The sequence below is a fragment of the Metabacillus fastidiosus NBRC 101226 genome, from assembly GCF_001591625.1.
Lineage (GTDB): Bacteria > Bacillota > Bacilli > Bacillales > Bacillaceae > Metabacillus > Metabacillus fastidiosus.
Window position 1 is genome coordinate 1 of sequence record NZ_BCVG01000068.1, and the last position, 20,963, is coordinate 20,963.

Consider the following 20,963-nt stretch of genomic DNA (forward strand, 5'->3'; position numbering starts at 1 on the left):
CTGATAGAAGTTTCACTTTATCTTATGCTTGTCCTTATAGAAGATGATGATTATTTTTTGTAATGAAAAAGAACATATTAATTCAGAAAATATCGAGTTTCCGACATGGGTGGAAAATGCAAGATGGAAAGTTTCGTTTAATGTCTCCTGAAGAAAAGCAGCATATGATCACGGGGACTGTCCAGGTGAAAAATTATTAACAGATTTAAAGGCAGCACAGAGAAAATCCGGCTGCCTGTTTGATTAATATTTATTATTGTGGTTGTCGCGGTCGCGGTCACGGTCAATGTGGACTTGCTGGTTTTGTAAAACTTTAAGAGTAAGTTCAACAACCATTTTTTCTTCCACTTTTGTGAAAGTTCCTTCTTCGAAAGGAGCATCCATGCATTCACCGTCTGGACCGTATACAACTCCCATTTGTCGATCAAGTGCTTCATCATACTCGATAAACTTGCTGTAAAGTAATTCACAGTAAGGAAGCTCATTAAATACTTCTCCGCTGATTTGATCATATTGTGAGAAATCTGCAGATAGCAGTTTTTCCTTTTGTGAGAATCCTTGAGGAAGTTTGCTTGCTGTGAAGAAAGTAAAGTCTCTTGTATCAGGATTAGAATGGAATTGCGGCTGGTTAAGGAAATCGATTTCTGTTACAGCTTCGAACGGAATATCAACAGTTAAAGAGTGAATGCTGGAAAGAACTTGATGACGATTAGAGCTTCTTGGTGTTGCATACTGGATATTTTTACGGACAAAACCTCTGATGAATAGTTTATTAGTTGGAAGTAATAAGCGGCATTGAGTTAATTTTAAATGCTTCTTGATTTTCTTGATTTCTAAAACTGGTTCTGGAAATTCAATCTTAGCGTCCATATCGATTTGAACTGTTGTTTCTCCAAGGACTACAGGTACTTTTACAAAAGCATTTTGGATTGCGCGAGGTTGAACTGGTTTATTGCTAACACCTGGTACTACACTGTTTTTTTGTTTCTTCTTTGGAGTATATGGCTTTGACGACTTTGACTTAGATTTTGAATCGTGAGAATCTGATCCTTTGTGATGATCATATTTACCGTGCTCTTTTGACATTTGTAAGTCTCCTTTACATTTGTTTTAGTTGCTACAGTAATACTATATTTTGATATAGACAAATTGTATAAGCGAATGTCTCTGAAGATTTGGCCCTTTTTTTTGTAGGGAAAATGTGATTGATGGAAGTTTTCAATAGGGAGATGTACATATCAAAGGAAAGAAGTTGTCATACAATATACTAAATGAGGTAAAGGAGGGAGTAGAATGGGGAGTACGAATAGAAACCGCCGATCAAGAGCGATCGTTGATGTGGATGACTTAATCATCCGTGCCGACAATATTGTAGTTGTTGGTGACAGAAACAGGCCAGCACGAAATGAAGACAGAGTTGCTGGTATGGAAGATATAGACGATATAGATGATGATATGGACAATGTAGAAATACGACGACATAAGTACTATCAAGACAATGTACTTGGAGTATCAGAAGAAATCCAATATTACGGTTCAAAAAGAATAGATTTTTAAAATTAAAAAGGAGTGGCAGCATACTGTCCTTTCCTGAAAAAATAAGTGACAGGCGGGGAAAGTTCCGCCTGCCAATGAAAATTGCATCAACTATAGAGAGGGTCATTATAGTCAACATAGACTTGCTGATTTTGTAAGATTTTAATTGTAAATTCAACAATCATTTTTTCTTCCATTTTTGTGAAGGTTCCTTCTTCAAAAGGTGTCTCCATCCGTTCTCCGAAAAGTCCGACTACACGGCCCATTTTGCGGTCTAATGCTTCATCATATTCAATGAACTTGCTTGAGAGTAATTCACAGTATGGATTTTCATTAAAAACTTCCCCGCTAATTTGATCGTATTGCTGAAAATCATCAGAAAGAAACTTTTCTTTTCGGGAGAAGCCTAGTGGATGTTTTCTTTTAGTAAGAAAACTAAAATCTTTTGTATCAGGGTTTGATTGAAAAACCGGCTCATTGATAAATTCTATTTCTGTTACAGTTTCAAATGGTATATCAGTAGTGAGAGCGTGAATTTGAGAAACGATATAACGACTCGTTGAGTGCTTAGGAGTAGCATATTGGATATTTTTCCGGACAAACCCTTTAATGAAAAGCTTATTTGTTGGAAGCAATAAACGGTACTGGGTTAGTTTAAGATTCTTTTTAATTTCCTTGATCTCAAGAACTGGTTCAGGAAATTCAATACCTCCATCTAGATTCAGCTGGACTGTAGTTTCTCCAAGGACTACAGGAACTTTGACAAAAGCTTTTGGGATGGTTTGAGGTTTATTAAGTTTATTAGGCTTATTAGGCACTGAGGGAACAACAGCATTTTTTTTAGGCATCATACTAGGAAAATAAGGCTTTGAAGACTTTGGATCATTTTCATGGTCACCGCTTTTGGAACTATGTTCATTTTCATCATAGTATATACGGTCTCTCATCATACCTCTTCCTTTCTTTATAAAACTCTCCTTCATTACCATATTATTATTAGGCGGAAATGGTGCCCAGCCTATTTCCTTTTTATTTTTTAAAAAAAGGCATTTGCATTAATATACTTGTACATTTCAAAAGAAGAAAGTTTCTCATATATTAAAGTATCAACTTAGAAAGGAGTGAGAATATGGGGAATTCTAGACGAAGATCAAGAGCTCTTGTAGTTGTAGATGATTTATTTGTTCGTGCGGACAATATTATTATTGTTGGAGACAGAGACAGAGACAGAGACAGAGACAGAGACAGAGATAGAGATAGAGATGACGATGATAGAGTAGCTGGTGTAGAGGATGATAATAGAAGACGTCGACACAATGATGATGTTCGAGATACGATTGATGACATTTTGGATGAAGTTTGCAGACGCAGACGCTAAAAGCAGCACGTTGGACAGATATTTCGATTGTCTGTCCTGTTCGGACTTAATTCATTAGCTTGGAAGAGAGATGCTATCACATTGATAGCATCTCTCTTTATTTAGTAAATAAAAGAAGCAGTTTCCCTATCTTTTTCAAAATATTCTGTATCGATTACTTAAATTTTTTAAAGGAGAATAAAATAAAATAGGTCATTTGAATAAGGAGGAGTCAAATGCTCCATATAAACCCGGATTATTTTATTTTAAAGCCAGCACTTGCTACTGTTGATTGTGAGCCAAACTGGAAATGGAGAAAACGGGATAAGCCGATGCCAAATTATGATTTATTTTATGTATGGACTGGTGAAGGTACAGTCGTATTAAACGGAAAGTCATATCGTGTAGAAAAAGGACATTGTTTTCTTTTTAAGCCTGGTGATGTCGTCACCGCCACACATAATCCTCAAAATACTCTTAAGTTAACCTATATTCATTTTGATATAAGTGAAATACCCCAATTAGTGCCTCCAGCCCATCAAGTTATTGAAAGTACGATAGATTTTGAATCGTTATTAGTTCGATATGTCCGTCTATTTTTAATAGACACATTTGGTGCAGATATGGAGGCAAAATTAATATTAAAACAGTTAATGATTCATTTATTAAGAGAAGAACGAGAAAAGGGAAAGTTAGTGAACGATATAAGCAACCATCTGCTGGAAACGATTCGAGAAATTGCTAATTATATTCAGCAGCATCCTGCTGAGCAGCATACGATAGAAAGCTTAGCAGCACGGGCGAATCTTTCACAGCGGTATTTTTCGGAGAAGTTTAAAGAGATTATTGGCCAGACAGTGAAATCGTATATTGTAAATATGAGGATAAAAAGGGCGGAGCATTTATTACATTTCGCTGGGATGACAGTGACAGAAACTGCCTATGCACTTGGCTATAATAATCTTCATTTTTTTAGCAGGCAATTTAAAAAATATACAGGGAAAAATCCGTCAGAAGTTCGTTAATTTCAATCTGAAAAGGAGCACTTAAAAGGCCGTTTAAATACGAGCTTTTAAGTGCTCCTTTTATCTTTATTGAATAGATTTTTTTCTATATATACATAAAAGTGCAAATGATTCTTTATTTGGTCTAAATAAATCCCATTTTATTACTGTTAATATTGGAAATAAGAAAGAGAAATAACGGGAGGAATCAAGATGGCAGTTGATTATATACAAAATCTATTTGCAGATCGAATCGGTGGGCCGCAATTTGGCTTAAAAGAGAAAATCTATAAATTTGAAAAAATTAAAAGGGCAAAAAAAGAAGCGATGTTTGCAAATCCACATGTGGAATTGATTGATCTTGGTGTTGGTGAACCTGATTCGATGGCAGATCAATCTATTGTAAAAGAATTAACAAAGGAAGCAGGTAAACTTGAAAACCGCTTCTACGCAGATAATGGGATATTTGAGTTTAAGAAAGCTGCCGCAGCTTATATGAAAGAGGTCTTTTCAGTTGACGTTGATGCGGAAACAGAGATCAACCATATGATTGGTTCCAAGTCAGCTTTAGCAATGATCCCAACAGTCTTTATCAATCCAGGTGATATTACAATTATGCCTGCCCCAAACTATCCTATTTTAGAAACCCATACAAAATATTTAGGAGGAGAAGTTGTTCATCTCCCGCTTCTTGAAGAAAACTCCTTTTTACCAAAGCTGGATTCATTAAATAAGAACGTATTAAAAAGGGCAAAGCTGCTCTACTTGAATTACCCTAATAATCCAACTGGAGCGGTAGCGAACCGTAAATTTTTTGAGGAGGTTGTCCAATTTGCAAAGGAAAACGAATTGATCGTCATCCATGATGCTGCATATGCTGCCCTTGTTTTTGATCATGAAAGCCCGCTTAGTTTTTTATCGGTTCCAGGTGCAAAAGAGATTGGTATAGAGCTGCATTCGCTATCAAAGTCTTTCAATATGACAGGCTGGCGCATTGGATTTGTCACTGGTAATGCTAAACTCATTCATGCAATCGCGATGATGAAGGACAATTATGATTCCGGTCAATTCATTCCTATCCAAAAGGCGGCTGTTTATGCTTTATCACATCCGGAAATGACGAAACAGATTGCAGCTAAATATTCAAGACGTCATGAGGTTCTAGTGAAAATATTATGCGAATGCGGATTTGATACCAAAAAACCGAAAGGATCTTTCTTCTTATATACAAAGATTCCAAAAGGAGTGGTAGGTGGTCCGAAATTTCAGTCGGCAGAGGAATTTAGCCAGTATCTGATTAAAAAACATTTAATTTCCACTGTTCCATGGGATGATGCCGGCCCATATGTCCGTTTTTCTGTTACATTTCAAGCTGATGGAAGAAAGGGGGAACAGCAAGTATTGGAAGAGATAAAAGCAAGGCTTAGTACTTCTGATTTTATTTTTTAAGGAGGAGAAAAATATGTTATTTACAAAAATGCATGGACTGGGAAATGCTTATGTCATTTTTGATCAATTAGACAGTTTGATGGAAGATCAAGACTTTCCGAAACTTTCCAGAACTATCTCGGATGTGAACTTTGGAATAGGTGCTGACGGGATCATTGTTCTTTCTTCATCGAAAAAGGCTGATTTTCAAATGAGGATTTTTAATGAGGATGGATCGGAAGCACAAAACTGCGGGAATGGTTTACGATGTGCTGCAAAGTTTCTCTATGATCACATGTATGTAACAGCTCCATGTTTCACGATTGAAACATTAGGTGGTGTATTAAGTGTAGAGGTGGAACTAGGTGACAAACGGGAAGTAGACTATGTCACAGTGAACATGGGTGAACCGAGGCTTTTAAAGGGAATGCTTCCGATGGAAGGTGACCCGTTCGCTGTCACAATTAATGAACCACATTCTTTTAGTGGAAATGCTTATAATTTGACCTGTCTATCAATGGGAAATCCTCATGCAATCCTATTTGTTGAAGATGTAAAGGAATTTCCTTTAGAAGAGGCTGGGCCGATTATTGAACAATCTAAGCTGTTTCCAGAGAGAATTAACGTAGGGATCGTTCATGTTAAAAATCGTCAAGAGATAAATTATCGGGTGTGGGAAAGAGGATCTGGAATTACGATGGCTTGTGGAACAGGTGCATGTGCAGCAGTGGTTGCTGCGGTATTAAATGGGCTTTTGGATAAATTTCAGCCAGTAACTGTCCATCTTCCTGGGGGAGATTTGACGATAAGATGGGATGAAAATAATCATGTGTGGAAAAGGGGAGAAGCAGCTTATATATGCCAAGGTATGTGGGGGATGTAAGCTGAGAAAATTAGGGAGGAAAATAATATGAATAGAGAAACTGTATTAGAAATGGTAAAAGAGAACAATGTCAGGTATATTCGTCTGCAATTTACTGATTTATTTGGAGCAATTAAAAATGTAGAAATTCCGGTTAGTCAGCTATCAAAAGCATTGGATAATAAAATGATGTTTGATGGTTCATCAATTGAAGGTTTCGTGCGGATTGAAGAGTCAGATATGTATTTATACCCTGACTTAGATACATTTGTTATTTTTCCATGGACTTCTGAAAATGGGAAGGTTGCAAGATTCATCTGTGATATTTATCATCCGGACGGAACTCCATTTGAAGGAGACCCGCGTAATAATCTAAGAAGAGTTTTAAAAGAAATGGAGAAAGTGGGATTTACTAATTTTAATGTTGGACCTGAGCCAGAATTTTTCTTATTTAAATTGGATGCAAAAGGAGAACCAACACTTGAATTGAATGATAAGGGGGGATATTTTGACCTGGCACCGACAGATTCAGGAGAAAACTGCAGGCGTGATATCGTTTTAGAATTACAGGAAATGGGCTTTGAAATTGAAGCTTCCCATCATGAAGTTGCGCCTGGTCAGCATGAAATTGATTTTAAATATCAAGATGCATTAAAAGCTTGTGATGATATTCAAACGTTCAAACTTGTTGTGAAAACGATAGCCCGTAAACACGGACTGCATGCAACTTTCATGCCTAAACCTTTATTCGGTGTAAATGGTTCAGGGATGCATGCAAATGTAAGCCTGTTTAAAGGGGAAGAAAATGTATTCTATGATCCAAACGGAGTATTGGAACTTAGTAGTGTGGCGGGGAATTTTATAGCGGGAATTTTAAAACATGCGCAAAATTTCACGGCTGTTACAAATCCAATTGTTAATTCTTATAAAAGGCTTGTACCTGGATATGAAGCACCGTGCTATGTAGCTTGGTCGGCAAGGAATAGAAGCCCCCTCATCCGTATCCCTGCATCCCGCGGTTTAAGTACCCGTGTGGAAATCCGCAGTGTTGATCCATCCGCAAATCCTTATTTAGCAATGGCTGTTCTGCTTGCAGCAGGATTAGATGGAATTAAAAATAACATGGCTGCTCCAAATGCAATTGATCAAAATATTTATGCGATGTCAAAAGAGGAGCGTAAAAAATACGGTATTACTGATTTACCTGCTGATTTGGCGCAAGCCCTTAAATATTTAAAAGAGGATAACGTCATAACAGATGCATTAGGCAAGCATATATTTGAACGCTTTATAGAAGCAAAACAAATAGAATGGGATTTGTTTAGAAAACAGGTTCATCCATGGGAACGTGATCAATATATGACACAGTATTAACAGATTGGCAGATTAATAAAAAATAAGAAAGAGTGATAAAAATGTGCGGAATAACAGGATGGGTTGATTGGAAACAGGATTTAACAGAGCAAGTATCTATTATAGAAAAAATGACAAATACATTGTCAAAGCGTGGGCCGGATACTTCGAATGTATGGAACTCACAGCATGTACTGCTCGGTCATCGACGTCTTATAGTTGTTGATCCTGCCGGAGGGGTTCAGCCGATGGTAAAAGAAAAGAATGATCAAATATATACGATTGTTTATAATGGAGAGCTTTATAATACAGAAGATATTCGGAAGGAGTTACTAAAAAGGGGACATTCTTTTCAGTCTTATTCTGATACAGAGGTACTGCTCACAGCATATATCGAGTGGGGTGGAAATTGTGTCGAGTACTTAAATGGAATTTTCGCCTTTGCAGTTTGGGATCAACATTTGGAACAGCTTTTTATCGCAAGAGACCGACTTGGGGTTAAGCCGCTTTTTTACCGTGAAGAAAATGGATCGCTACTGTTTGGCTCAGAGATTAAAGCAATTATTGCACATCCGAAAGTGAGGCCGGAGATAGAACATGACGGGTTGCAGGAGATTTTCAGTTTAGGCCCATCCCGTACTCCCGGACATGGAATATTTAAAGGAATAAAAGAACTTCGCCCTGCCCATACTTTAACTTTTAATCGAGATGGATTGAAGGTGCAGCGTTACTGGAATGTGGAAAGTATGAGACATAATCAAACTCTTGATGAAACGGTGGAACATGTATCCTTTCTTGTAAAAGATGCAGTGGAGCGTCAGTTAGTGGCAGATGTACCTGTTTGTACGTTTTTATCAGGCGGCGTTGACTCAAGTGCGATAAGTGCCATTGCTGCTAATTATTTTAAAAAAGAAGGAAGAGGAAAGCTTCAAACATACTCGATTGATTATGAACAGAATAGTCACTATTTTAAAGCGAGTTCTTTTCAGCCTGATGAAGATAGCCCGTGGATTCGAAAAATGCAGCAATATTTAGATTCCAATCATCATACAGCAATTATTAATAATGAGGAGCTCGCGCATTTCTTAGAAGAAGCGGTATTAGTGAGAGATCTGCCTGGAATGGCCGATGTTGATTCATCCCTTTTATGGTTTTGCAAACAAATAAAACAAGATTATACTGTAGCATTATCAGGAGAATGTGCAGATGAAATCTTCGGCGGATATCCTTGGTTCTATCAAGAGGATATATTGCATACGGACGGCTTTCCATGGATGAGGTCACAGGATGAAAGGCAGCAGCTGTTACTACCGCACTGGCAAAAGAGATTAAATATAAAAGAGTATGTGAATGAACAATATAACGAAACAATACAGGAGGTTCCCAAATTAGAGGGAGAAACAAAAGTAGAAGCACGCCGCCGGGAAATGTTCTATTTAAACATGATTTGGTTTATGTCTACACTGCTTGAGCGGAAAGATCGCATGAGTATGGGAGCAAGCCTTGAAGTACGGGTGCCCTTTGCCGATCATCGTCTTGTTGAATATGTATGGAACATCCCTTGGGAAATGAAAATGCTGAATGGTCGTGAGAAAGGATTATTAAGAAAAGCGTTAGAAAAAGTACTTCCTCATGAAGTTCTTTACCGTAAAAAGAGTCCGTATCCGAAGACATATCATCCAAGATATATACAATTAGTGAAAAGTAAATTACAAAATATCATTGATCATAAAACCTCTCCGATATTAGAAATTGTTTCTAAGGAAAAAGTACAAAATATCCTTGATTCAAACGGCTCCTCTTTCAAAGTTCCTTGGTTCGGGCAGCTCATGTCAGGTCCTCAGCTTATTGCCCATTTAGCTCAAATAAATATATGGCTTGAACATTACAATATTAATATTAAGTAAAAAGCTTAATATAAACAGGAAATTAAAACTGAGAGGCTGTCTAAAAAGAGTAGAAAACACTCCTTTTTAGACAGCAAAAATCAGTTTATGTCATTTGTTAGAGACTTGCAGGAAATTCAGCTAACTTATGGGTTATAGTGATTTATAGATAGAAAGCTTTAATTATGTTTTTTAAAAACAGCATACTCCTCAATTCCAGAAGCCATTAGCTCCATTAAATTAGATAAATATGAAGAATCTGAGAGTTTTCGGTCATCTTCCGGATTTGTCATAAAGCCGATTTCCGGCAATATTACTGGTACTTCTGACCAGTTAAATCCAGACATATCACTTCTGAAGAAAATACCATTCTGATGAAGTGGAATTTCCTTTCCTATATTTGCAAGAATGAGCTGGGCAGCTTGATAACTATCTTCATAAATAGGTAAAGTGTATGGATTTTCTCTTGCAGGAGCAAGGATGGAAAAACCGCTTGTTTTAGAGCTTTCAGAGCCATCTGCATGAATACGGACAAACAGATCAGCCTTATAGTTATTAGCTATTTCTGCCCGTTCTCTGTTGCTTATGTTTACATCATGGGTGGAACGCGTCATGATTACTTGAAATCCTCTTTTTTCTAAATGGGATTTTAAAAAATTTGCTGCCTCAAGTGTGAGAACATATTCAGGTTTTTTTGTTATGACACCGCTCGTTCCGCCAGTTACTTTGTACTTCATCTCCTTTGCACCAGGTCCTATAGGTTCCTGTTCGAGATCGGCTTTTGCCTGATGTCCCGGATCAATCACTATTATAAAAGATTCTTTTTTAATAGCAGGTATAGAAGCATCTATCTTTTCTTCTATCCCTTTTTCTTCAGTTTGTTCTGCATTTTTTACTTCAACCGTTTGCTTACTCTTTAGCTGTAAAGAATTATTTATTTCTTGATTATTATTTTTGTTCATCTCGATGCTGTTTAAAATCCCAAGCTTTGATTGAGAATCTATTAAGAGAATAATAGAAATACAACAGACAAATAAAACAGTCAATACAGATAATTTCTTCATAATAGAACCTCTATTCAAATGACTTAATGAAGTCCACATTATACTTTTCTACAGCAGATAAATCTCCATTATAGCTTGGATTCGGTATGTACCAAGATTGGCTCTTAAAATAATTTTGTAAGTCTTTTGATTCAAAAATATAGCCGTATCGCGCATAAATTTCATTTCTTGCTATACGCAGTTCCTTTTTTGAAAACCCTGAAATATCCGGATATGTTAAATATGTATAATCACTATGGGGAATTAAATAGTAAGAGCCAGATGCTGATGGAACTTCTCTGATCACTTCTTTTATTACTGTTCTCTCTTCTATATTCTCTTCTTCAGGTTGAAAAGTAATTGCTGTTGCTGTCTGTGTTCCAGCTAGCTTTATATTCATTATTTCTTCTTTTTTATCTTTTTCTTTATGAATCCCTTTAACGGTATACAAACCTGCTAAAAAAGGACCGAATTCCTTTGTTTCTTGCGATCCATTCAGAACAGTAATTTCATTATCGTTTAAATAAACGGTCATTCCTTCTACACTGTCTGTCAAAGTAATAAAATAACTAATAGTATCGATGACATATCGAGTAAATATTCCATAATGTTTACCATCTTCACGCACGTAAAATAAGTTATTTCCTAATCCTTCTTCATGCAAAGAATTCTCAATATATTGAATTAACGATGGTTCTTTATCAATAAGTGCAAACAGAGCATCTAAACTTTGATTGTTCACTTTTAGACGAGAATCAGCTGGTACGATTAATTCCTTCAATGCAGCCTTATCTTTTTTTACAAGTGCCATTTTAAATTTTTCAGTTACAGCTTCTTTGCTATATTTTTTTGATAATAATTGATAACTGGTAAATAGACCGATTACTAATATAGCAGCAGTTATTAATGAAATAAGTTTCTTTTTGCTAAATGATTGAGTAATTTTTTCTTCCTTCTCTGCTGTATTGGCAGATCTTGTTGAAAGGTTGCTAAGCTTTGCTCCGCATTCTTGGCAATGAGCATTACTGTCATCATTTTTATAACCACAGGTATTACATTTTTTCACATAATCTCCTCCAGTCATTTAGTAACTTTCGAACTATAAGATCAATTCTTATACGTAATTATGTATATAGGACAATTGATATCATAACATATATTTGATAAAAATGTATTAATTTTACATTATAGAACGTCCAATCAGAAGAACTTTCTTCTCTCTTTTCTAGTTATTAATGAGGAGAATTCTTTTATATACTAAAGAGTTCATTACTAATTCAGCTTTAAGAATCAGCCAGGCAGATAATTTAAAGTTAATAATTAAAAATAAGGCTGTTTACTTGTATATTAGTAAGCAGCCTTATTTTATATGATTAATTTTTAAATTCATCCCCGAGAAAATCTGTACCATGCAGCAAATAAGGCACGGCTGATTTTATATATTCTTCCGGGGCTGCAATGCTGTTGCTTTTCCAGTCCACGGAAGCCCCATAAACTCCCCAGCTCAGCATGACAGCAGTGATTCTTAACGCTTCATCATTTTCAGCTGAATACTTTTTTAATAGCATTTTATAAAAAATAGTTTCGAGATGCTTTTTTATAATTGCCTCAATTGTTTCCTCATAGCCTCTGTGACATCTGTTTGATATTGATTGCTGAAAATTTGTAATGGAGGAAAAAATACTGATAATTGTTTTTTCGTTAAGCTCATTCTGTGTAATGATATCGCTATTTAAATTAATCATTAAGACTTCCGATAATACTTTTTCCAGTAAGTCAAATTTATCTGTAAAGTGATAGTAAAAGGTTGCACGGTTAACCGTTGCTTCCTTTGCAATATCGTTAATTGTAATATCCTTAAATTCCTTCTTTCCAGACAGGTGAATGAACGAATCCATAATTAATTTACGTGTACGGACAATGCGTGGATCTGTTTTTGAGTTAGTCATATAAAAGCCATCCTTTCTACTTTTTAGACAGTTCGCTCGATTTGTCGTATATACGATAAAAGAGAAAATATATCGATTGAGAAGCTTCCATCATGTATATAGAATTTAATTGTACATGAAATATTAATTATTCGGTTATGGATAAAAACATTATGTTAAATACACTAGCAGGAGTGATAAAAAATGAGTAATAAAAATGACATGATTTGTGACTTGGAAACAGGAGTTTGTGGGGTAGCTGAAGATAAAGAAGTAGAACTGATTGATTTTAACAAACAAAAGGAAGAGATAAACCTTTATTATGTAACAGATCCGATCTGTTCGCATTGCTGGGCACTTGAGCCGGTTTTAAATAAATTTATTGAACAGTATGGCCATTACTTTAACATGCATACGGTTATGGGAGGGCTATTAGAAAGCTGGGATGGTTTCGCTGATGTAAGTAATGGAATAAGTAAAGCATCAGATGTAGCAGGTCACTGGAAAGAAGTTGGAGAGCATTCCCGTATGCCGATTGATGGTTCGTTATGGATTGATGATCCGGTTCATTCTTCTTATCCTCCTTCTCGTGTTTTTAAAATAATTCAAAGTATGGATCATTCATTAGCTAATGTATTTTTACGTAAAATAAGAGAAGCTGTTTTTGTTTTTAATAAAAACATTGCTAAAGATGACGTCTTAATTACAATTGTGAACGAGTTAAATCTGGACGGTGAAAAAATAGTAACAGAAGCAGTATCTGAAAGTGCGCAAAGTTTATTACATCAAGATTTTGATCTTGCTAGAAAATTAGGAGTAAGAGGATTCCCGACAATTATCATGATTAATGAAGAAAATAAAGGAGTGAAAATAGTAGGAGCTCGTACTTTCCAAGATTATGTTAATGGACTAAAACAAGTTCTTTCATCAGCTGAAAATATTAACCCAAAACCGCATCCACCTCTTTCAAATCTGCTTGATAGAGGGAGCCTTCTATTTTCAAAAGAAATTGAAGTAATGTATGATATAGATGAAAAAGATGTTACCTCTTTTATTAAAAGAGAGGCTGAGTATGAAAAGTATAAATTAAAAGAAATTCTTGGTGAGAAGTACTTTGAAAAGAAATAATCTATTCTTGTATATACCCTATCTTGTTATTAAACTTTTACTTGAAATTCCCTCAGACAATCGTTTGAAGGGAATTTTTTTATTTCAATTGTGCCATTATGAAACATTAAAAAAATCTATATTTAGCATTCTTCATAAAAAGATGTTATTTTTGGATTATATTTAAATATATTTTATTAGTTTTAAAGAAAAATACTTGGATCAGTCATTTGCATCCATCTATATAAAGTAGAGGTAATTTATCGTATGAACGAGGAGTTAATAACAAGTTATCGATTGGCTGAGCAGAAGGCTGCTTATTATTTTAATTTACTTTCTGAACAGATTACAGATAAAAGCTATATTCCTGTTTTAACAAAAGATATAAAGACTTGGAAACAAAATAATATCCGCCAGTATCGCTTCCTGTCTTTTTTTTCTGGAAGAAAGGGGAAACCCGATTTCCGGGACTATCAAAATTATATCCAATGGTTGAATTACACAGGTAAGCTGGATAATTACTTAGATCGAAGCATTTCTTATATTTTTATGAGAGATCTAGGGAAAGCTCTAGCTTCACCTCGTACACAAGAGAAGATTAATCGTACGGTTGCCAGCTTGAAAAATTACTTGACGAAAAATCCAAGAGAAAAAACAGAAATATTTAGTATGGCTTTACTGTACCGGATAGGTCAGAAGGAAGGTATTGAGTCTACAATAATCTGGCTGATGCAAAAGTTAAAAACTGTATCTTCTAATATTCCGAAGGGGATGGACGCTGAGCAGGCACAGCGAAAACTTATTAAAATTATCGGCGGAGTAATGATGCACGTTATGGAAGATATGGAGGATGAAATACTCTCTCAAGAACGGATGAAGAAATTAGATGAAGGAATCAGGCTTGGTTATTCGTATGGTCTGACGTATCCTTTTATCGATGATCTTCTAGATAGCACAGTCTTGTCCGCTAAAGAGAAAGGGCAGTATTCTGATTTGATGCGTGCAGCAATTATGACAGGATCTGTACCGGAATTGGGTGAATGGTCTGGAAGTAATGCTGACTTAATCCGATTTATTCATTCGGAACTGAGGGATGCTTTTGAGTATATTAAAAATCATCAGCAGCCGGAGAGAAGGAATAATTTCTTCGAACAAGCTTATGTGTTTTTTTATTCTCAGGAAGTGGATCGTATAAAGGACCTGTCAAATGAAAATTACACGAATGAAGAAATTTATATCCCAGTCATTTTAAAGTCGTCTTCTTCACGTTTAATTGTTCGTTCAGTTATTAGCGCCCCAATAGATGAAGGTTTTGATAACCGGACATTTTTCTACGGGATATATAACCAGCTCGCAGATGATTTTGCAGATATGTTTGATGATATGAAGAGCGGAAGTGTAACACCATATACGTATTATTTAAAGTATCATGATAAGCGCGCTGATCTGATTAATCCTTTTGAATTATACTGGACGGTCATTTCTAATTTGATTCATAATGTCTACGAGTCAGATAAGAAGACATGTGAAATCATCTTGAGACGTGCAATAAACGGTTTAAAAAGATTTAAAGAAAGAGCGGGCACTGAGAAATATAAAGAAATTATGAAGCTGTTTGCTTCAGGAGATCTGAAATTTAACAAGATTATTCAAAGGATGGTTCGAAAAGCGGATGATGTAGATTTCTTTGATAAACTGCTTAGGGATCATATGATTACGATGCTGAAAAATGAACGGAGAGAACAGGAGGATTTTTTTCATAAGATTGAAGCTGTACGTAACAAAATTAACACCGTGCTACCTATTACTAAAACGGATCTTGGTTCTTTGATGGAGGAGCCGATAGTTCAGGCAGCAAACTATAGCTTAGAAGGTGATGGAAAGAGATTAAGACCGATAACAGCTTGGGTTATAGGTGTTGAAGCATATGGATTGGAAAGCTCAGCAATTGTGCCTATCTTAAGATCATTAGAGTACGCGCATACAGGATCCTTAATTTTTGATGATTTACCGGCTCAGGATAATGCGGCAATTCGGAGAGGACGTCCCACTGTGCATGAGGTGTATAATGTTGCAATAGCGGAATTAACAGGTCTCTTTCTTACTCACAAGGCAGTTGAGGAACAGGCGTCACTTGATACATTTGAGCCAAAAGCAGTACTTCAATTAATTCAATATTCAGCACAAGTCACAGTAGATATGTGCAGGGGGCAAGCAATGGATCTCGGTTCCAAAGGGAAGCAGCTAACACTTGAACAATTGAATATAATGAGCTTTTATAAAACAGGGCTGGCATTTGAAGCTTCCCTTATCATGCCAGCTATTCTCGCTGGTGCAAAAGAATCGGAAATGCAAGCTTTGAAAAAATTTGCTTATCATGCTGGGATTGCTTTTCAAATTAAGGATGACCTTCTTGATGTCGAAGGAGATTTAGAATTATTAGGGAAATCGGTTGGGAAAGATGCTGAAAACAACAACTCTACTTTTGTGTCAATTTTAGGCTCTGCCGATGCTAAAAAGGCAATGTGGGAGCATTATTGTCTTGCGTCGGAAGTATTGCAGGAAATACCGCGAAATACTGCTTTTTTGAAGCATCTATTGAATTATATTGTGAACAGGGAACATTAAGTTTGTTCTATTTGAAAATAATTTGAATGAGTCTGTTTTTTTAAAAAGAAGCAGGCTTTTTACGTTGTTTAATAATTATATTTAAAGAAAGTAAATGTAAAATAAGTATAATTAAAATCTCAATAATCCCGAGAGTGATAAAATTATAATTTCTAAGGCAATAAAGCGTATCATACAGAACTTCCTAATAATGAACAAAAGTCTAGCAATATTAGGAAATGGTTTAGTATACTTAATTTGTAAAATATTTTCTTTTTTAAAATTTATTTTCTTAGAATTCTCGAAGGCAATATTAAAAAGTATAATGGGGGAATAAAAGTGAAAAAAATCATTAATAACCCTGAAACTCTTGTCGTGGAAATGTGCAATGGAATAGTGCTGGCTCATCCAGAACTTGAATTTTTGAAAAAATATAAAGTTATAAAGAAAAAGGAATTAAATGAAAATAAGGTAACGCTCATTAGTGGAGGAGGCAGCGGACATGAGCCTGCACATGCGGGATTTGTAGGAAAAGGAATGCTTGATGCGGCAGTATGCGGAGATGTATTTGCTTCACCTTCCCAAATACAAGTATATCAGGCGATTAAAGCAGCTTCCGGCAAAAAAGGCACCTTGCTCATTATTAAAAATTACAGTGGAGATATGATGAATTTTAAAAATGGGGCTTACTTAGCTGCTGAGGATGGTATCCAAGTAGAATATGTCAAAGTAGATGATGATATTGCAGTTGAAGACAGCCTTTATACTGTAGGGCGCCGTGGGGTGGCGGGTACGGTCTTAGTACATAAAATTGCTGGGGCAGCAGCTGAAGAAGGAAGAGAGCTTAGCGAGGTGAAAGCTGCAGCGGAAAAAGCGGCAAATAACGTAAGAAGTATTGGTTTAGCACTCACTTCTTGTACAGTTCCTGCGAGCGGTTCACCAACTTTTGAACTGGCTGAGAATGAGATTGAATATGGAGTCGGTATTCATGGAGAGCCGGGAATAAAGAGGGAGAAGATTGCGAATGCAGATGAGCTGGCTTCCCGTATGATACACGATCTTTTGGATGATTTCAGCGATGATGAACTTGCTGAAATTGCTCTTTTAGTGAATGGATTTGGTGGTACACCTTTACAGGAGCTTTATCTTTTTAATAATGCGGTTACTCGGGAACTTTCTAATAGAAATATAAGAATTTATCGAACATTTGTCGGTAATTATATGACTAGTATTGATATGGCTGGTGTTTCCTTATCAGTAATGAAGCTGGATGAAGAGTTAAAAACATTGCTCTCCAGAGAAAGTGATACACCGGCATTTAAAGTAGATGGACCAATTGAAACTGTACAATACACTCATATTGAAGAGAAGGAAGAAACGAAATCTGTATCCTTTGAGACAGAAACAGCGGAAGAGTTTGCTGTTTTGAAGAAAGACACAACCACATTAGAAAATATGATTTTTATTGTTGATAAAATGAGTGAAATTATTATCAAAAATGAAGTGCCGTTCTGCAAATTGGATTCACATGCGGGTGATGGAGATTTTGGAATGAGTGTTGCTAAAGGATTCAGACAGTTAAAGCGGGAATGGAGTACGATTACAGAGCAAGAAAATTTGAATATCGGCACTTTTTTAAATGAATGTTCTATGATTATTATGGAATACTGTGGAGGTGCTTCTGGTCCTATTTGGGGCGGTGCTTTCAGGGCTGCAGGCAAGGCAGTCGAAGGAAAATATGAGTTAACAGTTGAAGAATTTGCAGAAATGCTGCAAGCTGCAGTAGAAGGTATACAGTCCATTGGCGAACGTTCTTTTGGAAGAGGAGCGGAAGTAGGAGATAAAACTCTTATCGACGCACTCGTACCTTGCGCAAATTCATGGAAAGAAAGTGCAACAGCTGGAGAGAACTTTAAGACAGCTTTTGTAAAAGGAGCGGCAGCGGCTGTTGAAGGGGCAGAAAAGACGAAAGATATCGTTGCCAGAATGGGACGTGCTGGAACGGTCGGTGAAAGAAGCCTCGGCCATCCTGATGCTGGCGCTTTTGCTTTAGGAATTATTTTTACGGAGCTTTCACAAAGCTTGAAATAATTGTATTTATCTTAGCTGTTAGTTGAGCATCCCAGTGTTGATGGGATGCTCAACTTTTTGCTATATCATCTAATTAATTGATGTTTGCTGTATATCAGCGAGATTTTCCCTATTTGGGCTGTTCGGCAATTACTGAAACAGTTTTTCTATTTCAGTAATATGGTTCACTCATTTAATCTCTTACGCTGAATGTTCTTTTAGATTTCTATTCTACTTACAGAAAATATGTTTTCCGATCTGTTTTATTTGCGGTCTGCCCCATATCCATCCGCTTGTTGCTGTATCAGGATTAAAATAATAAATGGCGTTTCCAGTAGGATCCCACCCGTTAATAGCATCTAAGACAGCTTTTTTCGATGTTTCATTTGGAGTTAGCCAAATTTGTCCATCGGCAACTGCAGTGAAAGCACGAGGCTCAAAGATAACACCTGATACTGTATTAGGAAATGATGGGCTGTTTACCCGGTTTAAAATAACAGCAGCTACTGCAACTTGACCGACATAAGGCTCACCTCGTGCCTCTCCATGCACAGCATTAGCCATAAGCTGGATATCATTTTGAGAAAATCCAGAAGGTACATTCGTAGCCGTCGCTTTTTTGGTTTCATTAGCCCCTTTATTATATTTCGTTGCACTTTCAAGCTTTTGCTTTGTCTTTAAGCCTGCTAATCCATCAATGGGCAGTCCGAATTCAGATTGGAAATTTCGAAGTGCCCAGTATGTGCCCCATCCGAAAGCACCATCGATTTCTCCTTTATAAAAGCCGATATACTTTAATCGGGATTGCAGCTCAATGACATCTTCTCCAACTGCTCCCATTTGAACAACCTGGTTAGAGAAAGCATCAGTGCTTTCTTCCTGAGTTAATAAAATTGTTCCACCTAAAAGAATGATGAAAAGAATAAATAACGATTTCCTTTTTAGTATATTGCTCATTCTTTTCCCCCTAATAAATTTATCCCGGCCTTAATGAGCAGTAAGACACCCGACTTCAAAGTTATGAGAATTCTAAGAAATTAAGCGGGAGTTCAACTGCTAGTAAAGGTCCAAACAATAGAAAACATACTAAATTCACCACTTCAGACGGGCGCGTATGTGTGACCCGTATTCTGCGGGCATCAGTAGGCAATGAAAAAAACCCCCACTGAAGGAAGATTTCCTTTATATATGGTTATTGTTTGTAGGGAAAAGATTTTTATTCAAAGCATGAAACGAATCTTTTGCTGCATGTATCAGAGTGTATATATGGTGTTGGATATTATAAAGTCCCGTTTTACATTTATAGGTCCAAATCAAAAAACGAGAGCAAGACAGCCCTCGTTTTCGTCATAATCTTTCTTTATTTAAAATGCTCGCAGAATCTCCTCTTCCACCACCCCAACACCGCCGTTGCTGCTTGAGGAACTGCTATTTGTAGATTCTGTCGTTTGGTGAGCAGAGTAGAAGCTGGATGATGCTGTTAGACCAAGAAATCCAATTGTGTTTAAGTTTGCTGCTGAATGATCGTCATTATTATGTTAAACGTTAACAGGGTGTTTGAAACTGTGAATAAGTTCTTCACTTTTTTGATAATATGTTTATTATTAGTTTCTAACCAGTAAATATAGGCATGTGTTTGTTTGTCATTTTTCTGTTTTGGCTGATGGACAATAATATTGATTTTGAAATAAATTATGTTTATCATCCATGAAATAGGATTACTATAAAATATAAAAAATGCATTCAGAATATGAATGCATTTTTATATCCTAAGCTTTCAGGTCAATTGTTTTACCTAAAGTAGGATGAGAAGCTTCTAACATTTTAATTAGCCCATCACTATTTTGTTCTGCAGTAGTCATTACTTTTTTGACTAAGGCAATGCTGACATTTTGACTAAGTGAAGCTTGATTCATTCCAATTGATAATGCTGCAATATCCAAAAGTTTCACCCCCGTTATATATATCGGGAAGTTTAGTGAAAAGCTGAATAAGCAACTCTCTTTTACTCGGTTGGCTTTGTTAAAAAAATAATAATAAAAAGATAATATGAAATAATAGCCAAAAGGACTTTAAATATAGAGCCATTCAAGTATGGAAAATTGCTTCGCGCATGCAAAACAATGGAGGGAACCAGCCAAATCGTTTTAAGGCTGAGCTATGAAAGCATCGCATAACATTTTAGCTTCAGAAGTGAGCCAGTTATGGACTTCAGATCTATTAAACAGATCTTTATGTTTTGTATAAGTTTTTTTAGCATGAGAATATCTGAGGTCACGAACGTACTGATTCATTTGATTCAAAATTCTCTTTTCCTCAAGAGTGAGCTGCTGATGCATCCCCTTCTCAATTTCCTCTTTAATGATCTTCACTAAGTATTGAGCATTAAAATTTAAGTGAAGATAGTATCTTGACTCTGTAATTCTTGTCCAATTGTGTTCGATTAAAGATCGAGCCTTTGGAAGGTTGTTAGTCTTACAGTATTCATTAATATAATGTATTGCAGTTTCAATTCTCAAAATAATCCTCCTTAGGTCATGGGTATATAATACCATTATAAATGTTGGAAGTTTAGGAAAATTTTAAAATTCTGTGAAGGAAATATGAGTAATAAATGGATTTACTTGTAATTTTGAAAGGTTTTTTATTTTTAAAAGTATAATTTTATTTTTGTTTTTAGCTTAGTTTTAACAGGAAGTTAAGCTTTATAGAAGATGTGATAAAACATTAATTTATCCCAGCCTTAACGGGCAGCAAGACTCCCCCTTCAAAGTTCTAGCAA

At 36.1% G+C, this 20,963-nt stretch carries 19 protein-coding genes; 11 read left to right on the plus strand and 8 right to left on the minus strand.

The genetic code is table 11. The annotated features are described in order from the left end of the window. The first annotated feature begins 62 nt into the window (after nucleotides 1–62). Nucleotides 63–200 carry a hypothetical protein gene (locus tag BFA01S_RS22880; protein ID WP_169800488.1) on the plus strand — a complete coding sequence of 46 codons (138 nt, stop codon included), beginning with the start codon at nucleotides 63–65 and terminating at the stop codon, nucleotides 198–200. Between the two features lie 43 nt (nucleotides 201–243). On the opposite strand, the gene BFA01S_RS14915 is transcribed toward BFA01S_RS22880, so the two are convergent. After that, complete coding sequence (locus BFA01S_RS14915) at nucleotides 244–1,086, minus strand: CsxC family protein (RefSeq protein WP_066232202.1); 843 nt, start codon at nucleotides 1,084–1,086, stop codon at nucleotides 244–246. Nucleotides 1,087–1,293: 207 nt separating this feature from the next. On the opposite strand from BFA01S_RS14915, the gene BFA01S_RS14920 reads away from it, so the two are divergent. Further along, nucleotides 1,294–1,557 carry a hypothetical protein gene (locus BFA01S_RS14920; protein ID WP_066232207.1) on the plus strand — a complete coding sequence of 88 codons (264 nt, stop codon included), beginning with the start codon at nucleotides 1,294–1,296 and terminating at the stop codon, nucleotides 1,555–1,557. Between the two features lie 86 nt (nucleotides 1,558–1,643). On the opposite strand, the gene BFA01S_RS14925 is transcribed toward BFA01S_RS14920, so the two are convergent. Next, on the minus strand, nucleotides 1,644–2,483 hold the full coding sequence (locus BFA01S_RS14925; RefSeq protein ID WP_066232209.1) for a CsxC family protein: 840 nt from the start codon (nucleotides 2,481–2,483) through the stop codon (nucleotides 1,644–1,646). Nucleotides 2,484–2,665: 182 nt separating this feature from the next. Between BFA01S_RS14925 and BFA01S_RS14930 the strand changes: the two genes are divergently transcribed. The 6 genes from BFA01S_RS14930 (at nucleotide 2,666) to asnB (ending at nucleotide 9,447) form a co-directional block, all read left to right on the plus strand. Continuing rightward, entirely contained in the window at nucleotides 2,666–2,914 is a 249-nt protein-coding gene (locus tag BFA01S_RS14930) for a hypothetical protein (protein WP_066232212.1), read from the plus strand. Nucleotides 2,915–3,129: 215 nt separating this feature from the next. Further along, complete coding sequence (locus tag BFA01S_RS14935) at nucleotides 3,130–3,918, plus strand: AraC family transcriptional regulator (protein ID WP_066232215.1); 789 nt, start codon at nucleotides 3,130–3,132, stop codon at nucleotides 3,916–3,918. Nucleotides 3,919–4,110: 192 nt separating this feature from the next. Then, the gene (locus BFA01S_RS14940; RefSeq protein WP_066232218.1) at nucleotides 4,111–5,346 is read left to right on the plus strand and encodes an LL-diaminopimelate aminotransferase; all 1,236 of its coding nucleotides are present in this window, start codon (nucleotides 4,111–4,113) and stop codon (nucleotides 5,344–5,346) included. A gap of 13 nt (nucleotides 5,347–5,359) precedes the next feature. Next, a complete protein-coding gene (gene dapF / locus BFA01S_RS14945) occupies nucleotides 5,360–6,208 on the plus strand; it encodes a diaminopimelate epimerase (protein WP_066232221.1) in 849 nt (282 codons plus the stop codon). A gap of 27 nt (nucleotides 6,209–6,235) precedes the next feature. Next, nucleotides 6,236–7,561 carry a type I glutamate--ammonia ligase gene (glnA, locus tag BFA01S_RS14950; protein WP_066232223.1) on the plus strand — a complete coding sequence of 442 codons (1,326 nt, stop codon included), beginning with the start codon at nucleotides 6,236–6,238 and terminating at the stop codon, nucleotides 7,559–7,561. A gap of 41 nt (nucleotides 7,562–7,602) precedes the next feature. Continuing rightward, on the plus strand, nucleotides 7,603–9,447 hold the full coding sequence (asnB, locus tag BFA01S_RS14955) for an asparagine synthase (glutamine-hydrolyzing) (protein ID WP_066232226.1): 1,845 nt from the start codon (nucleotides 7,603–7,605) through the stop codon (nucleotides 9,445–9,447). Nucleotides 9,448–9,605: 158 nt separating this feature from the next. Here the strand turns inward: asnB and BFA01S_RS14960 are convergent, their stop codons facing one another. From BFA01S_RS14960 to BFA01S_RS14970, 3 genes are all read right to left on the minus strand, one after another. Beyond that, complete coding sequence (locus BFA01S_RS14960; protein WP_066232229.1) at nucleotides 9,606–10,490, minus strand: N-acetylmuramoyl-L-alanine amidase; 885 nt, start codon at nucleotides 10,488–10,490, stop codon at nucleotides 9,606–9,608. Between the two features lie 10 nt (nucleotides 10,491–10,500). Beyond that, the gene (locus tag BFA01S_RS14965; protein WP_066232232.1) at nucleotides 10,501–11,535 is read right to left on the minus strand and encodes a YARHG domain-containing protein; all 1,035 of its coding nucleotides are present in this window, start codon (nucleotides 11,533–11,535) and stop codon (nucleotides 10,501–10,503) included. Nucleotides 11,536–11,842: 307 nt separating this feature from the next. Then, nucleotides 11,843–12,418: a TetR/AcrR family transcriptional regulator gene (locus tag BFA01S_RS14970; protein WP_066232235.1), complete on the minus strand. Its 576-nt coding sequence runs from the start codon at nucleotides 12,416–12,418 to the stop codon at nucleotides 11,843–11,845. Nucleotides 12,419–12,601: 183 nt separating this feature from the next. Here BFA01S_RS14970 and BFA01S_RS14975 point away from each other — a divergent pair, with 183 nt between their 5' ends. From BFA01S_RS14975 to dhaK, 3 genes are all read left to right on the plus strand, one after another. Next, nucleotides 12,602–13,525 (plus strand): DsbA family protein, encoded by a 924-nt coding sequence (locus BFA01S_RS14975; protein WP_066232238.1) that lies wholly within the window; start codon nucleotides 12,602–12,604, stop codon nucleotides 13,523–13,525. A 246-nt stretch (nucleotides 13,526–13,771) separates the two neighbouring features. Beyond that, a complete protein-coding gene (locus tag BFA01S_RS14980) occupies nucleotides 13,772–16,132 on the plus strand; it encodes a polyprenyl synthetase family protein (protein ID WP_066232241.1) in 2,361 nt (786 codons plus the stop codon). A 318-nt stretch (nucleotides 16,133–16,450) separates the two neighbouring features. Next, nucleotides 16,451–18,202, plus strand: a complete 1,752-nt coding sequence (gene dhaK, locus BFA01S_RS22010) for a dihydroxyacetone kinase subunit DhaK (protein WP_082800013.1) — start codon at nucleotides 16,451–16,453, stop codon at nucleotides 18,200–18,202. Nucleotides 18,203–18,412: 210 nt separating this feature from the next. Here the strand turns inward: dhaK and sleB are convergent, their stop codons facing one another. The 3 genes from sleB to BFA01S_RS14995 all read right to left on the minus strand — a co-directional run bounded on the left by sleB (nucleotide 18,413) and on the right by BFA01S_RS14995 (nucleotide 20,700). Beyond that, entirely contained in the window at nucleotides 18,413–19,138 is a 726-nt protein-coding gene (sleB, locus tag BFA01S_RS14990) for a spore cortex-lytic enzyme (RefSeq protein ID WP_066232244.1), read from the minus strand. A gap of 812 nt (nucleotides 19,139–19,950) precedes the next feature. Continuing rightward, nucleotides 19,951–20,124, minus strand: a complete 174-nt coding sequence (locus tag BFA01S_RS22015; RefSeq protein ID WP_082800014.1) for a YjfB family protein — start codon at nucleotides 20,122–20,124, stop codon at nucleotides 19,951–19,953. A gap of 204 nt (nucleotides 20,125–20,328) precedes the next feature. Then, the gene (locus BFA01S_RS14995; protein ID WP_066232247.1) at nucleotides 20,329–20,700 is read right to left on the minus strand and encodes a hypothetical protein; all 372 of its coding nucleotides are present in this window, start codon (nucleotides 20,698–20,700) and stop codon (nucleotides 20,329–20,331) included. Nucleotides 20,701–20,963: the final 263 nt, after the last annotated feature.